This is a genomic window from Polynucleobacter sp. QLW-P1DATA-2 (assembly GCF_001870365.1).
Classification (GTDB): Bacteria; Pseudomonadota; Gammaproteobacteria; order Burkholderiales; family Burkholderiaceae; genus Polynucleobacter.
In genome coordinates, this window is record NZ_LZMQ01000003.1 from 171326 (window position 1) to 186508 (window position 15183).

11 protein-coding genes and 1 pseudogene are annotated in these 15183 nt (G+C 46.6%); 7 read left to right on the forward strand and 5 right to left on the reverse strand.

All coding sequences use genetic code 11. From position 1 onward, the window contains the following. From A9236_RS11050 to A9236_RS03490, 5 genes are all read left to right on the forward strand, one after another. On the forward strand, positions 1–159 hold the full coding sequence (locus A9236_RS11050; protein WP_161485601.1) for a DUF5993 family protein: 159 nt from the start codon (positions 1–3) through the stop codon (positions 157–159). A gap of 6 nt (positions 160–165) precedes the next feature. Next, entirely contained in the window at positions 166–729 is a 564-nt protein-coding gene (locus A9236_RS03475; RefSeq protein ID WP_071465462.1) for a disulfide bond formation protein B, read from the forward strand. Positions 730–780: 51 nt separating this feature from the next. Next, positions 781–1773, forward strand: coding sequence for a tripartite tricarboxylate transporter substrate binding protein (locus tag A9236_RS03480; protein ID WP_236638685.1), 993 nt, complete (start codon positions 781–783; stop codon positions 1771–1773). Between the two features lie 138 nt (positions 1774–1911). Next, on the forward strand, positions 1912–2367 hold the full coding sequence (locus A9236_RS03485; protein ID WP_071465463.1) for a hypothetical protein: 456 nt from the start codon (positions 1912–1914) through the stop codon (positions 2365–2367). Between the two features lie 47 nt (positions 2368–2414). Continuing rightward, positions 2415–2876, forward strand: coding sequence for a hypothetical protein (locus tag A9236_RS03490; protein ID WP_071465464.1), 462 nt, complete (start codon positions 2415–2417; stop codon positions 2874–2876). A gap of 14 nt (positions 2877–2890) precedes the next feature. On the opposite strand, the gene A9236_RS03495 is transcribed toward A9236_RS03490, so the two are convergent. The 5 genes and pseudogenes from A9236_RS03495 to trxA form a co-directional block, all read right to left on the reverse strand. Further along, the gene (locus A9236_RS03495; RefSeq protein WP_071465465.1) at positions 2891–4282 is read right to left on the reverse strand and encodes an MATE family efflux transporter; all 1392 of its coding nucleotides are present in this window, start codon (positions 4280–4282) and stop codon (positions 2891–2893) included. A gap of 4 nt (positions 4283–4286) precedes the next feature. After that, on the reverse strand, positions 4287–6005 hold the full coding sequence (locus A9236_RS03500; protein ID WP_071465466.1) for a glycosyltransferase family 39 protein: 1719 nt from the start codon (positions 6003–6005) through the stop codon (positions 4287–4289). Between the two features lie 101 nt (positions 6006–6106). Further along, entirely contained in the window at positions 6107–6454 is a 348-nt protein-coding gene (locus tag A9236_RS03505; RefSeq protein WP_068948267.1) for a type B 50S ribosomal protein L31, read from the reverse strand. Between the two features lie 166 nt (positions 6455–6620). Beyond that, positions 6621–7884 (reverse strand): annotated as a pseudogene (rho, locus tag A9236_RS03510) (transcription termination factor Rho). A gap of 269 nt (positions 7885–8153) precedes the next feature. Continuing rightward, positions 8154–8480 carry a thioredoxin TrxA gene (gene trxA, locus A9236_RS03515; RefSeq protein WP_068948270.1) on the reverse strand — a complete coding sequence of 109 codons (327 nt, stop codon included), beginning with the start codon at positions 8478–8480 and terminating at the stop codon, positions 8154–8156. Between the two features lie 98 nt (positions 8481–8578). Here trxA and A9236_RS03520 point away from each other — a divergent pair, with 98 nt between their 5' ends. Next, positions 8579–11590, forward strand: coding sequence for a PD-(D/E)XK nuclease family protein (locus tag A9236_RS03520; RefSeq protein ID WP_071465467.1), 3012 nt, complete (start codon positions 8579–8581; stop codon positions 11588–11590). Then, positions 11587–15105, forward strand: a complete 3519-nt coding sequence (locus A9236_RS03525) for an exodeoxyribonuclease V subunit beta (protein ID WP_236638686.1) — start codon at positions 11587–11589, stop codon at positions 15103–15105. Before A9236_RS03520 ends, A9236_RS03525 begins: the two co-directional genes overlap by 4 nt. Positions 15106–15183: the final 78 nt, after the last annotated feature.

The following is a 15183-nucleotide window of genomic DNA, read 5'->3' on the forward strand; positions in this document are numbered from 1 at the left end:
ATGTACATGTTCCTACCTTTTCTGACGGCTTTTATCGGATTAGCTTTAGTCTGGTTTGAGAAACGTCTTGCAGGCCTGACTGTCTTGGCCATCACGGTTGTCATATTGATGGTTTGGTTCCGCTTTCACGCAACAGATCACCTCAACATCAGTCTGTAATTCATCGTGAGCAAACATTCCTTTCCTACTTTAGCGGCGCTTGGCAATCAGTTCGCCTTATTGGCTGTCATTGGTACTTTGTCATATGCGTTTATGGATCAACTCTATTTTGGTGAGTTGCCTTGCCCGCTTTGTTTAATGCAAAGAGTCGGTTTTGTCATTATTGGATCGGCCTTAGTTTTGAACATTCGCTGTGGTGCGCACTCAGCGCATTATGGTTGGGGCATCATGGGTGGCTTAGTAGGGATGATGGTTTCACTACGTCAGGTGTTCTTGCATATTCTGCCGGGCGATCCAGGATTTGGAAAAACGTTCCTAGAGTTGCATTTTTATACTTGGGCCTTTGTTGGTTATCTGGGCTTATTGGGTGGTATTTCAATCCTATTAATGCTGCCTAATCGCGAAGTGCGTTCACGTTCGTGGTTTGCGAATGCCTTAATCATTATTTTTATTCTGATCGTGTTAGGTAATCTGGTATCCACTTTGCTCGAATGCGGTATTGGTCCCTGTGCCGATGATCCAGTCAAATATGATGGATGGCTGTGGTTGCGTTCCCGATTTGGTTTTTAAGGTAGTCCGCTCAATACTCTGTTGGGATTTTGGATGATGCGGGTTTCGCGGATGGCTAAGCGCCTACTTCTATTATTGTTCCTTAGCGTCACGACGCTAGCAGCCCAGGCCCAGGCCCTCACAAAGAGCAGTGCCAATAACAGCTGGCCAAAGCAAGCAATTCGGATCATTGTGAGTTTTACCCCGGGTGGTGCGCCCGATATATTGGCCCGCGTGCTTGCTGAAAGCTGGCAACAAAGTTTAGGTGTTCCTGTACTAGTAGAAAACCGTCCAGGTTATGGTGGCAACATTGGCGCAGATATCGTTGCTAAGAGTGAACCAGATGGCTATACCCTCCTCATTGGCACGGTTGGCATTCATGCGATCAATGGTGCCCTCTATGAAAAGATATCTTTTGATCCTATCAACGATTTCACGCCCATTAGTTTTCTAGCAAGCACTCCCAATGTGCTGATTGTCAATAAACAACTCGGCGTGAATAGTTTGCATGAGCTCATTCAACTTGCCAAAGCTAAGCCTAATCAACTGACTTTTGGCTCTTCTGGCGTAGGCACTTCATTGCATATGTCAGGTGAATTATTTAAAGAGATGGCTGGCATACAAATTCGGCATATTCCTTATAAAGGGCGCGCTCAATCACTACCCGATTTAGTAAGTGGCCGCATCTCCATGCTCTTTGATAACCTATCCTCTTCCTTGCCCTTAATTAAAGCCGGTGAAGTACAAGCATTAGGGGTGACTACCTTAAAACGTTCGCATGCCGCACCTGAGATTCCGACATTTGCTGAGCAAGGTCTGCCAGGATTTGAGGCAATTTCTTGGTTTTCATTAATGGCGCCAGCCAATTTGCCACCCTCAATTCAGAAGCGCTTGAATCAATTGACGCGCCGCACCTTAAATAACCCAGACGTTAAAGCTCGACTCCTGGCTGGAGGTTTGGAGCCCAGCCCAGGAAGCCCCAAAGAACTCTCCAAGCTGATCGCGCAAGAGTCTGCAAAGTGGAGTAGGGTGGTATTGCAGTCAGGTGCAAAATTGGAGCAATAGGCAGGCAACTAATTGCCTTAATAAATAAATCATTTTCTTGTCAGCCTAGTTCTATTTGAGGCGTTATTGATAGTAAAGCTAGAAAAAACTAGAATAGAAATTGAAGGTAGTAAAAGACCAAATATATGGGGGTCGATCATGAAACAAATCAATAAATTCAGCATCTTAGGCGTTGCTTTGGTGGCCTTATTAGCCACCTCACCGGTGATTGCCCAAGCGGGTAATGTTGGCTGGAATGTTTCGGTGGGTGGTGGCTACGGTGGTGGTTGGCGTCCAGCGGCCTATGGCCCTTATGGTGGAGGTTGGGGTCATGGTTGGGGTCCAGGATGGCGTGGTAATTGGGCCTATGGCGGTGCTTATTACGGTCCTTATGCTGGTTACTATGCTCCACCAGTAGCATATGCACCCCCAGTCGTTTATATGCCTCCTCCACAACCAATGGTGTTGGCAGCGCAAGCTCAGCCTACAGTTTGGTATTACTGCCAAGCTAGTGGAAAATATTTCCCTTATGCACAAGAGTGCCCTTCTGGATGGCAAGCGCAGCCTGCAACGCCACCCACAAGTAATGCACAGCCTAGAGGCCCGCAGTACTAAACTTCCAGAAGTTCAGAATAATTATTCAGGGTAATAAAGGATTAGATATGAAACGATTTGCTCGCACTGCAGTATTGACTGCATCCGTTCTTGCATCATTAACTGCTTGCGTATCTGCACCAACCGGCCCGACAGTGGCTATCATGCCGCGCGATGGAAAACCATTTGAGGTGTTCCAAAAAGAAGATCAGGTATGTCGTGAGTTCGCTGCCAATGCAGTGAAAGACACTAGTAATGCAGCGCTAAAAGAGGGTGTTACTAGTGCTGCTGTGGCTGCTGCTCTGGGCGCGGCTGCTGGCGCGGTGATTGGCGGCGGCAGTCATACAGGTGTTGGTACAGGTGCGGGAGTCGGATTATTGGGTGGCGCTGCAATTGGGGCCATGAATGCATCCGGAAAAGAAAATCAAGCGCAGAACCAATACAACATCGCTTATCAGCAGTGTATGTACTCTAAAGGTAATCAGGTTCCCAGCTATGCGACACCTGCTCCAGGCCCAAGCTATCGCTAAGACAGAGTAGCTCTCTAAGTCTCAAGCGGCGGATGCGTTTTTTCATAACGTTCCGCCGTTTTTCTAAATAGGAAGAGAAGCAGGCAAGCAGCCAATCCTAGACTGATGCTATTGCCAGCCCAAAAGCCATTTGCACCTTGCAAAAATGTTGGCGTATTACCCAATACATTAAAGCCCATCAGGTAGCCACCACCAAGGCCTACACCCCAGAGTGATCCTGCGTAAATCAGCATTGGCCAAAACGCAATCCGATAAGCGCGCAGAATAAATGCGGCAGTCACTTGCAGCGCATCAAAGATTTGATAAAAAGCAATGAACAAAAAAAGCGGCACTGAAAATACCTTCACTGCTGCTGGTGGATCATATAAATCCAACAACTTCAGACGGAACACCCAGACAGCAATACCAATCATGATGCACAAAGTAGTTGTAAAGAAGACGGATGACCAACCAATCTCTTCGGCACGTTCTGGTTTATTGGCGCCAATCGATTGCGCAACCAAAGTCATGGTTGCAATAGACAGAGATAGTGGCACCATATAAATCACAGTGCCCATATTTGCCACAATCTGATGACCCGCTAGGGCAGTGGTGCCTAAGCGTGCAATAAATAAAGACATGAAGGTAAACGAGGTCACTTCAATCAAATAGCTAAAACCAATAGGAGCGCCTAGCTTGAGTAAAGTCCAAATGCGATGCCAATCGGGCAAGCTAAAACGCTCAAAAATATTGAAAGGGCGGTAAAAGCGATCAAGTAAGACAAAGCTGAGTGTCATTAACAGCCAGGACCAGTTAATGATCACGGTGGCAACTGCGCAGCCAGGACCACCCATACCTTCGATGCCAAAACCACCATAGATAAAGAGTAGATTTAAAGGCAGTTTGAGCCCTAAGCCAATTAATTGCACTATGGTGATTACGGCAGGGCGAGAGACCGCGTTATGTAAGGCCATTAAGACGCGCATACCCATGCTGGCGGGCAAACCGAGCGCCAAGATGTTGAGATAGAGGCGAGCCTTACCCTCAATATCTGGGCTCATATGTGAGATCGCCAATAAATGATCTGCATTGAGCAAAATAAAACACCCAAGTACAGTTAGACCTAAAGCGAGCCATGTCGCTTGGCGCACCTCTTCTCCGATTTCGCTATAGCGTTTAGCACCGAAGAGTTGGCCGGCGATTGGGGCAAGCGCAGAGACCACACCAGTAAGACCCACATAGATACTAATAAAGATGGCGGAGGCCATTGCTAATGCCGCTAGATCCTCGGCAGAATAGCGCGCAGTCATTGCGGTATCTAAAACACCGAAAGTAATAACGGCCAATTGACCAATCAATAAAGGGCCAGCAAGCTTCAGTAATGCGGGGATATCTTCGCGCAGGCGCGATAGCTTAAAGTGCAACACGCCTTTATTCCGAAGTTACTTCGTAAAGTCGTAAGCGCTCATCTCGGTCAGCAGCACGACGATCTTCCCATAAGAGATGCAGTTTTTTATTATTCAGTTGTGCGTAAGCTTGTGCTTCTGATTGGTTATGTGTCAGCATCCAAGGGCAATTAGGATCATCAAGCAAAGTCAACTTAGTGAAGTAATCAAAGGAGGCTAGCTGAGCAGGACCGATATTGCTTGTGTTGATGCACCCCCCGCCAGTAGGAACCACTTGCGAAAGGCGTGCAGAAACAATGCGATATGTTTTGGCGTAGTTAATTGTTGGGAGCCACAAGGTCATCAGCAATACCCACATCAAAGTTGTACCTGAGGCGGAAATAATTAAGCAACGCCAGATTTCCTTAGGGGCGCGTGAAGTTCTCCAGCGAACAACGGAGAGCCAGACACCAGTAATCGCTAGCGCTACGATAAAAGCAAGCCAATTAAATTGACCTTCAAAGCCGGGGAGCAATCGAGCAATATTGGCTGCGGTGCTTTCTGGATAACCAGTGACTTTGGCCAACCAGATAATCCAAATGGCCAGCGCAATGAGCGTAAAGCTAAACATGGCAAACCAATCAATAAAACTAATCATGCTGCGCTTGAGGATCGGCAAGCTAAAGGCGGCAATAATCGAGAGACTTGGAATGAGGATCATTAGGTCATGCTCATTTGCCTCAAGGCGAAACAGCACATAAATTAAGCTACCAATAAATAAACTGAGCGGAATGCAAAGATGAGGAGCTCTCCAGGCGCCAGCAGATTTAGCGCGACCCCAGTGAGCTAAGGAGATGATTGCTAAGGGCCATACTGGCCAGGCATAAGCCCAAAAGTTCACACTCAGGAAACCCAAGGACTCAATTGAAGGGGTGGAGCGCATCTCTGGCATATTGCGCCAACCTTCTTCGGCGATATGACGCCATCCAATCGGCAGATCGGCGAGATACCAAAGTGCTGGCCATACTGCAAAACCGATTAAACCTAAAACAGTGCTCGCTAAGGTCCAGCGAAAACGAAGTTTTGCGTTGCTTGCAATGACGGCGATGATAGTGGAGCTAACAATGATGAGGCTTAAAGTCAGGTTGCTAGAGAGTGCCACAATCGCCATACCAAGGCCGGTCCACAAGCCACCTTGCCACGGTTTGTCTAAGCCCCGTACTGTGCCGTAGAGCACGATGCTGATGCCCATGAGTTGCGCCATCATTGGTGTAGTTTCATGAGCGCGCTGTGCAAGACCAACGCAAGCTAAGAAGATGAGAAGTGCGCCATCAGCCAGGGTCATGCCATAGCTCTTCATATCGGGCTGGCCACCAACAGCCAATGCCATGGGTTGCACTTCACGACGACGACCTAATAAATAAGTGGTGTACCAAATCGCTAGGGCTGCTGCAAAGAAGCAAATTGCAGAATACAAACGCGCAGCATTGGCAGCGCCAATGAAACCACCAAATAACTTAATCAGAGTAGCGCCCATCCAATAAGGGAGTGGAGTACCTAAGGAAATATCGCGACCAGCTAAGTGGGGAACGAGCCAATCAATGGAACTACCACGGAATAAGCTCCACATGCCGCCAAAGCCAATCGCATCCTCATTCTTCCAAGGGTCGCGAAAGAACAAACCGGCAAAACCATAAACCAAAGTCAGCGCAAAAATAATAATGCGCGGAATTGATTTAGTAGCGGCGGCGGTGAGTTTGACCATGAACTTAAGTTAAGTAAAACAAACAATAAAAAAGGCAGCAAACGCTGCCTTGATTATCTCGCAGAGAAGGGCATTTCCATACCCTGCGAATATGAGGTGTATTAAGCCTTCTTCTTAGCTGGCTTTTCAGCAGCTTTAGCTTCTGCAGCAGCAGCTTTTTTCTCAGCTGTTTTAGCAGCGCCATCTCCGGAAGCCTTAGCAACAGCTTTGGTACCGAATTTCTGACGGAATTTCTCAACACGACCAGCGGTATCCATGATTTTCTGGGTACCAGTGTAGAAAGGGTGTGATTCAGATGAAGTCTCGATCTTGGCTAATGGATACTCATTGCCATCTTCCCACTTGATTGTCTCTTTAGTAGACATTGTGGAGCGAGTCTTGAAGCTGAAGTTATTGGAAACGTCTACAAAGACGATTTCACGATATTCGGGGTGAATGCCAGGTTTCATTTTGAGTCCTATGAGCGGGTAGCCGTTTAAGTTAAAACAACCTAAATACTTACCCAAGTTAAAAGCAATAATTGGTGCAACAAAGGCGAAATTATGCCATGAAATCAACAACAAAGCGCATCTTTAGGGTCTAAAAAGGGCTAAAACAGCCCTCTAGACCTCTAAATTAGCCTCCGCGACGCATCAGGTCGAAGAATTCGCCGTTGTTTTTAGTCGATTTAAGCTTGTCTACGATGAAGTTCATCGCCTCGATATCGTCCATATCGGCCAATAACTTACGCAATACCCAGATCTTCTGAAGATTCTCAGCTTTAACCAAGAGCTCTTCACGACGGGTGCCAGACTTATTGAGGTTTATCGATGGGTAAACACGACGCTCAGCCAAGCGACGCTCAAGGTGAACTTCCATGTTGCCGGTACCTTTGAACTCTTCATAAATGAGGTCATCCATACGGCTACCAGTTTCAATCAGGGCGGTAGCGATGATGGTCAATGAACCGCCTTCTTCAATATTACGAGCTGCACCAAAGAAGCGTTTTGGACGTTGCAATGCATTGGCATCCACACCACCAGAAAGCACTTTGCCTGATGAAGGCACAACCGTGTTGTAGGCGCGTGCCAAACGGGTAATCGAGTCAAGCAAGATGATGACATCTTTACCCATCTCTACCAAGCGTTTTGCTTTTTTCAATCACCATCTCGGCAACTTGCACGTGACGTACAGCAGGCTCATCAAAAGTTGAGGCCACAACTTCACCGCGCACGGAACGTTGCATCTCAGTCACTTCTTCAGGGCGCTCATCAACGAGTAACACAATGAGAATAGCTTCAGGATTGTTGGCTGCAATCGCGTGTGCAATGTGCTGCATCATCACTGTCTTGCCAGACTTAGGTGATGCCACGATCAAGCCGCGTTGGCCGTAACCAATAGGGGAGATCATGTCGATGATGCGGCCAGTCAAATTCTCTTCGGCCTTGATATCGCGCTCGAGGCTGATTACGCGGTTTGGGTGCAAAGGCGTTAAGTTCTCAAACATGATGCGGTTCTTGAGGGCCTCAGGAGCCAAACCGTTGATCTTGTCTACCTTGACTAATGCAAAGTAACGCTCACCATCTTTAGGAGTACGTACTTCACCTTCCACGCTGTCACCAGTATGTAAGTTAAAGCGACGAATCTGCGCAGGGGAGATATAGATATCATCAGGTGAAGCCATGTAAGAGGCTTCAGGAGAGCGCAAGAAACCAAAGCCGTCAGGCAAGACTTCCAAAGTGCCGTCACCGAAAACAGTTTCACCCGCTTTCGCACGCTTCTTCAGAATGGCAAACATCAGCTCTTGTTTGCGCATCCGTTGGGTGTTTTCAATCTCCAGGCTAGCTGCCATTTCAAGCAGAGCGGATACGTGGAGGACTTTGAGTTCAGTTAATTGCATGTGGTTCTCGGGTGTTGATAAAGATAAAAATGAATAAGGGGATTGTGTTTTGGGGTATCGCTGCGCTGATTTAGATCACGCAGATATGGAAAAACAGAATTTTTGGAGTTTGCTAAAAGAAGGGGGAGGTAAATTGCTGGAAAGGAGCGCTTTAGAGAAAGCGCTGAACTACTGTTAAATGCAATAGTACACTAAAAAACGGGTCTGACAAGCATTAGAAACAGGTAAAAACCACAGGCTCAACTGGTGAACCTGTGGTCTGAGACTATTTACAGATGACTATCAATAAATGCAGTCAACTGGGATTTGGCCAAAGCGCCTACTTTTTGAGCAGCCACAGTGCCATTTTTAAATAGGATCAAAGTCGGAATGCCACGGATATTGAACTGGGCAGGTACGCCTTGGTTCTCATCAACGTTCATTTTTGCGATTTGCAACTTGTCGCCATACTCACCGGAAAGCTCTTCCAGGATTGGACCAATCATTTTGCAAGGACCGCACCACTCAGCCCAGAAGTCGAGTAGTACAGGTTTATCGGACTTGAGGACGTCTTGTTCGAAAGAGGCGTCAGTTACATATTTAATGCCGGCACTCATGAAAATTCCTTATTTAGGCTTATTTAGTTATTGCGTTACAGCGCTTATATTAGCAATAAGCGAAACATTCTGCTCAAAATAGATAAATTACTCAATTCATGCCGCAGCCATTTCCAACCATTTCGGATCAAAAGCAAGTGCAATCATGGGCAATCACGCCTGATGCAAGTGCGCTAGAGCAGTTAGCAATGGGTATTTGGAATTGTGCAATGCAAACCAAACAGCGCCCCTTAGTGGTGCTTAGCACTGCAGGTCCTCTAATTGGCATCAGGGCAGCACTTGAAAAATATCGTCCCCCAGATCTTGATCCGAAGATTGCCTTCTTACCGCAAGTGATCAGCTTTGCCGATTGGTTGGAAGCAGCACCAGGCTCATGGAAGTTTCCCAAGAAACAAACGGATTTAGAGAGATGGTTAGCAGTGTTTGTGAATTTGCGTAAACACAAAAAATTGCAAGCTTGGTTTAAAGCGGAGAGTGAAGCGGGTGCTTGGGGTTTAGCGCAAGCAGTCATTGATGCATGCGATGCATTGTCTGAATTAGTTGTGCCGCAGTTGCAAGGTGAACTCAATGACTTACTAAATAGCCATTCACTGGATACTGAAGTCTGGCTTAAAAAAGTAGAGTACGTTTTAGATCAAGCAGTCGCAAAAGCATATGTAGGTTTATCTAAAAATGTCGTGGATGAAGAGTCTGCAGTTCTTTTGGCGTTTTGGCGCTACCTCACCAATGTAGGCGACCCAGTCATTCGTAAACATCTAGCCATGTCCACTCATTTGCAAATGGCAAAAGACAATGCAAGTAAAGACACGACAGCAGTTCGTCCATTTATCTGGGTGCAGACTGCCGATCCAAAGCCGATTGATCAAGAGTTAATTGATCAGTATTTAGTCGACTACGCCCAATGGGCGCCAGTGTTTCGTGTCAATTTAGATTGGACTACGGTTGCCTTATGGGCTGAAGCCCTTAGCGGTCTAGACGCGGAAGGCGATATTTCCTCAGTTAACGAGGCAGAAGAACATCAAATAGAAGCCAATATCCAAACCAGCGTTCATGATGGTTGGCGCTTGCTTGCAGCAAACCGTTTTGAAGAGTTGGCATGGGCTGCAACCAAATCAATCGAATCTCATTTGATTGCTGACAAGAAAAATATTGCTTTAGTGGCGCAAGATCGCTTAGCCGCTCGCCGCGCTCGTGCGCTCTTAAGTCGCCTTGGCGGTTCCCTGCGTATTCGAGATGAAACGGGTTGGAAGTTATCAACCACTCGAGCTGCTGCAGCATTTGATAGTTTGTTAGAGCTGATTCGTGCGCCTAAAGAAGGGCCAAGTGCCAGCATCTTGCTCGAGTTTTTACAGAACCCTTACTTTGATCTTGCTCACAGCCTTCAAAAGACGCCTGAAGTTTGCGTTGGCTTGCTTGCGAAACTAGAAGATATTTTGGTCGCTAGCCAAGCAAAGTCCGGCTGGGAAACATTTATGGCAGCGATAGAGCGCGCTAATGCTTATGCAGTAAGTCATGGCGGCTCACCGAATGAGCAATTGATAGAGCTAATCCAGTTTGTCAAAAGGCTGCACTTCCAATGGCAACAAGCTCTCCTAGAATGCGCGGATGCCTATAGTCAGCTACAAGACAATCTCCAAGAGACGGGTATGTTTCAGCGATTGGAGAAAGATGCTGCTGGCAAGCAATTGCTCGAAGTTCTCCAGCGCTTTGATTTAAGTAATGGCCCATATCAAGAATTGAAGATGCGTTTGCCAGAATGGCTAAGCCTCTTGAAAACCGTAATTGAAGAAGCCTCTTACGAAGAGGCTGGTAAAGAGGCTCAGGCAACATTAAGTATTTTGCCCTTGAGCTCAACACGACTGCGTGAATTTGATGCCGTGGTGGTAGTGGGATGTGATGAGCAGCAATTACCTGCTTTTTCAGAGCCACCACTATTCTTTTCAGATGCACTAAATCGTTATCTCAAGTCCTCCACGATTGCTGCGCAATATGTACAACAAGCTAGAGATCTTTCCCAGCTGCTTGTCTCATGCAAAAACGTAGATTTACTTTGGCAAAGTAAAAGTAAAAGTGGCGAACCTTTAAGGCCATCAGCTTGGATACAACGTTTGCAAGTAGCGCTTAAGAAAACCCCGCTAGAAGTGTTAGAGCCAAAGCTAAAGCCTTATGAAGGCCAATCACAACCCATTCGAATGGCGGTGAGTACGCCCGATCAGGATTTAGCAATCCCAACGACTGTTTCACCAAGCGCCTACAAGGCTTTGCGCGATTGCCCTTATCGCTACTACGTCAGTAGTTTATTGGGTTTGCGCAAGGCGAAAGAGTTTGAAGAGGGCTTTGATGCTTCTTTGGCTGGTCAGACTTTGCATGCGCTGTTGAAAAACTTTTTTCAAGCTCTCAAAACGGAAGAGAAGAAACCCCATTCTTTCATTCATGCTGGTGATGATGCTAGACGTCAGTGGATGATTGATCAATTAATGCATTATTCCGAAAAAGAGTTTGAAAGACTCATAGCGGGTGATGCCAGGGTATTGGGCACCTTACGAGACTGGCAAAAACAGATCCCAAGCTTTGTAGACTGGCAGTTAAAGCGGGAGAATGCTGGCTGGCGCTATCACGATGCTGAGTTAACAGTGGGCTTTAACTTAATACTGACTGATCCTGATGGTGTGGAAAGAGAAATTCGGATTGCCGGACGTGCTGATCGATTCGATATTCACGTATCTGATAAGTCAGTAGCTGCAGTCATGGACTATAAAAATCAGAATATGAAGAAGATCACCAATCGTGCTGAAAACGTTTTGGATGATCCGCAATTGTTAATTTATGCCCGCGGTGCTAATGAGAATTCCATTGCGGCACATCTGCCTGGGCGCACAGTTGAGCAGGCAGAGTGGGTAACTCTGAAAGCTGAATTGAATAAGGGCGAAGAAAAGAATATTCGCGCTCATCCAATCGAGAATATGCCGGAACTGATGGAGCAATTTTCTGAGCAGATCGTTCAAGACTTAAATGCATTGTGGGCACGCAAGCCAATGCAGGCATTTGCGCCAGATAGTGTTTGTCAGTACTGCGAGGCACGAGGCATTTGCAGAAAGGGGATGTGGTGAACGAAGAGTTCGATAACGCCATCGCCTGTAATCCTGCAAGAACAGTGATTGTTTCTGCTTGTGCGGGCAGTGGTAAGACCTGGCTTCTAGTAGCCCGTATGGTTCGCCTATTGTTAGCAGGGGCTAAACCTCAAGAAATCTTAGCGCTGACCTTTACTCGCAAAGCTGCTCAAGAGATGCGTGACCGCTTGTATAAATTATTGGAAGAGTTTTCCGTTAGCGATGATGCAGCTTTAACCAAGCATTTAGTTGAAAGAGGGCTTAAGGAAATTGAAGCCAGTGCTTTGCTACCGCAAGCTAGAGGCCTCTACTTAAAGGTATTAGCAAGCCCACAAGCGATTGTGATTGACACCTTCCATGGTTGGTTTGGCCGACTCTTGGGCGCCGCTCCTGTATCGGCTGAAGTCCAGCCTGGCTTTAGCTTGCGAGAAGACGCCAAGCGCTTGCAAGAAGAATGCATGGCAGATTGGTGGGGAGATTTACCGAAAGATCTTCAAAAGCACTATGACGTTCTATTGGAGGAGTTTGGTGCAGTAGAAACACAGAAATTTCTAATGGGAAATTACAGCCTCTTCAAGCAAAGAGGCGCATGGACATTTTTTCAAGACGCATGCAATACGCAGGGCCTTACACCGATTCAGTGTCTAGATAAAATTCTTCCACATCTGGGGAAAGATAATCCCCTGGAGGAGTATTGGCAACAGCCGCAAACTAAAGCTAATCTTGAAATACTCTATAAATGCTTTAGCAATGGCACACCAACTCAAATAGGAAATGCACCTTATATAGAAGAGGTGATGAAGCATCATGCAGCTGGTGGATCCGTAATGGAGATCGCCGATCAATGGCAAAGTTATTTCCTGACTCAAAAACGTAGCCCCTTAGCTGATATTCAAAAGACTTCAGCTCCAATGTTGAAGTATCTCAATAAGATTGGTCAGGATCCTGCCGAAATTACCGCCATTCGTAATGGCTGGGTGCAGGCATATGAGGCCCTATTTGCATGGCAGAGCGAGCATTTGATTCATCAATTAAATGATGCTTGGTTTGCAATGAGTCAGGCGATGTTAGCCCATATGGAGAAGACTAAAGAAGCCATGCGCGTGCGTGATTTCGATGATTTGGAGATTGGCGTTAGCCAGCTCATGGCAAGCTCTGACAATGCAGCCTATTTGCAGGCGCGCTTAGATGCTCGTTACAAACATATTCTGATTGATGAGTTTCAAGATACCAATCCATTGCAATGGCAAATCTTGCGCTCTTGGTTAGCCGGCTATGGTGATGATGGTTCAATGCCAAGTGTCTTCATTGTGGGCGATCCGAAGCAGTCTATTTATCGCTTCCGTCGTGCTGATCCAAGATTGTTTGATAGTGCCCGAGATTTTTTAGAAGAAAAACTTGGAGCGGCAGCTTTGTATCAGAACAAGACTCGCCGCAATGCCCCTGAAATTAATGATGCAGTTAATCAGATTTTTCTATCTGGATCTTTGCCGGAGAGCTATCGATTCACAAAACAGTCAACAGCTTGGAAGCCCACCCTCCCTGGCCTGCCAGAACAAGAGTTTGCAGCTAAAGGCGAAGCCTATCTATTACCCTTAATTCCTCGTGTAGAGCCAGTGATTGCAGAGCGCTCTGGTTCAGCCTTGGAGGGGCCGATTGAAGATGCTGGTCAAACTACCGGTGTTCAGCAGCGTTATGAAGAGGGTAAAGCCATTAGTCGATTAATTCATCACATCATGGCCACGCGCCAAGTGATGGATAAGAAAGACGGAAAAGATATTTGGCGGCCAGCAAGAGGTAGTGATTTCATCTTATTGGTCAAGCGACGCCAATACCTACCTCAGTATGAAAAAGCCTTACGCGAAACGGGGCTTGCTTATGACAGCTCACGTTTGGGCGGGCTATTAAATACATTAGAGATTGACGATCTAATTGCATTACTAACAGTGCTGGTCTCTCCAAGACATGATTTGCCTTTGGCTCAAGTACTGCGCAGCCCCATTTTTGGTTTTACTGAAGCGCAAATGCAGGAGCTTGCTAAGAGCATTGGTAACGGTTGCTCAACTTGGTGGGACGCTTTGCAAACTAATCACGGTGTAGAGATTCAAAAGGCTGCGCGGTATTTAGAGCACTGGCGCGGCTTAGGTGAGGTATTGCCAGTACATGATTTATTGGATTTGATTTATCACGAGAGTAATTTGCGGGTTCGTTATGCAACTACTGCCCAAAACCTGGCACGTGCCCAAGTATTGGCTAATTTAGATGCTTTCTTAGAGCTTGCCTTAAATCAGGATGGCGGTCGTTACCCAAGTTTGAGTCGGTTTATTGATGAGATGAATGCGATGCGTCGTGGTGATGATGATGAAACGCCAGATGAGGGAGATGTAGAGGCGGAAGCCGAGTCTGATGCTAACGATGACATTGGGGATGTTGAGATTGATGGTGAGATGTCTGAGGAAGATCAACATCGCCGCGTTCGTTTGATGACGATTCATGGTGTCAAAGGATTGGAAGCGCCATTTGTCATCATGTTAGATGCCAATAATACGGAGTGGCGGGCGCCACATCGAGGCGTGCTCTTAGATTGGTCGCCAGAGAAAACTAGCCCAAGCCATCTTTCCTTGTATACCTCTAAAACATTAACGGGCGATCGAAGCTTGGTGTTTAAGAAGGAGGGCGAAGTTAGCCTAAATGAGAATTGGAACTTACTGTATGTGGCAATGACAAGAGCCAAGCATGGACTATGGATTAGCGGCGTTGCATCTAACTCCAATAACGGCATTAAGGAAAAATCTTGGTATGGCAAAGCATTGACCGCCGGCATCAAGGTGCTTGATCTAGAGGCGCTCAAGCTTGGGGACCTTGTGCCGAATACAGAAGAGGTCAAAGAAGAGCTCGGCCCCATGGCATTTAAGATGGATCACTTCCAGCTTGAGTGGGATAGAGCGGTAGGTGACCATCAAGACCATTTGGCCAAAATCGTTAGTGGCGAGTTAGCTAAAGAGCTTGCTGCAAAATCATTAGAGCAGGCAAGAGAAGAGCCTGATCCAGAGATTTTAGAAGAGGGTACCCACTTTCATAAGCTGCTAGAGTTCTTAATCCCAGACTCTAGCAATCAAACAAAAGCTCCCATACCTAGCGAACAAGAGCTCATGAATTGGCTTGGAATAGATCAGACGCATGCCCAGAAATTACTTGAGCGCACGAAGACAGTTTTGGAGTCAGTAGAGCTCAAACCCTATCTGACTTCAGGTGAATGGATTGCCGCCTGGAATGAATTGGATGTTGCCAGTGAAAAAGGCAAGAGCTTCCGTATAGATCGTTTAGTAGAGTTGGGCGATCACATTGCCATCATTGATTACAAGCTCACCATTCCAGAGGTGGGTAGTGAGAAGTATGAAAAATATCGTGCGCAACTCAAAAACTATCAAGTCGAACTGTCCCGCATCCGCAAAGACAAGCCCAATAAGGCTTACCTGATATCCTCAGAAGGCAGGCTCCAGGAAGTCATCTAGCCAAACCCTTGAATTTCCTCTAAAAGCCCCCATATACCTAGGGAATAGCAAAAATACCGAAACTGGCGATAATAAAAA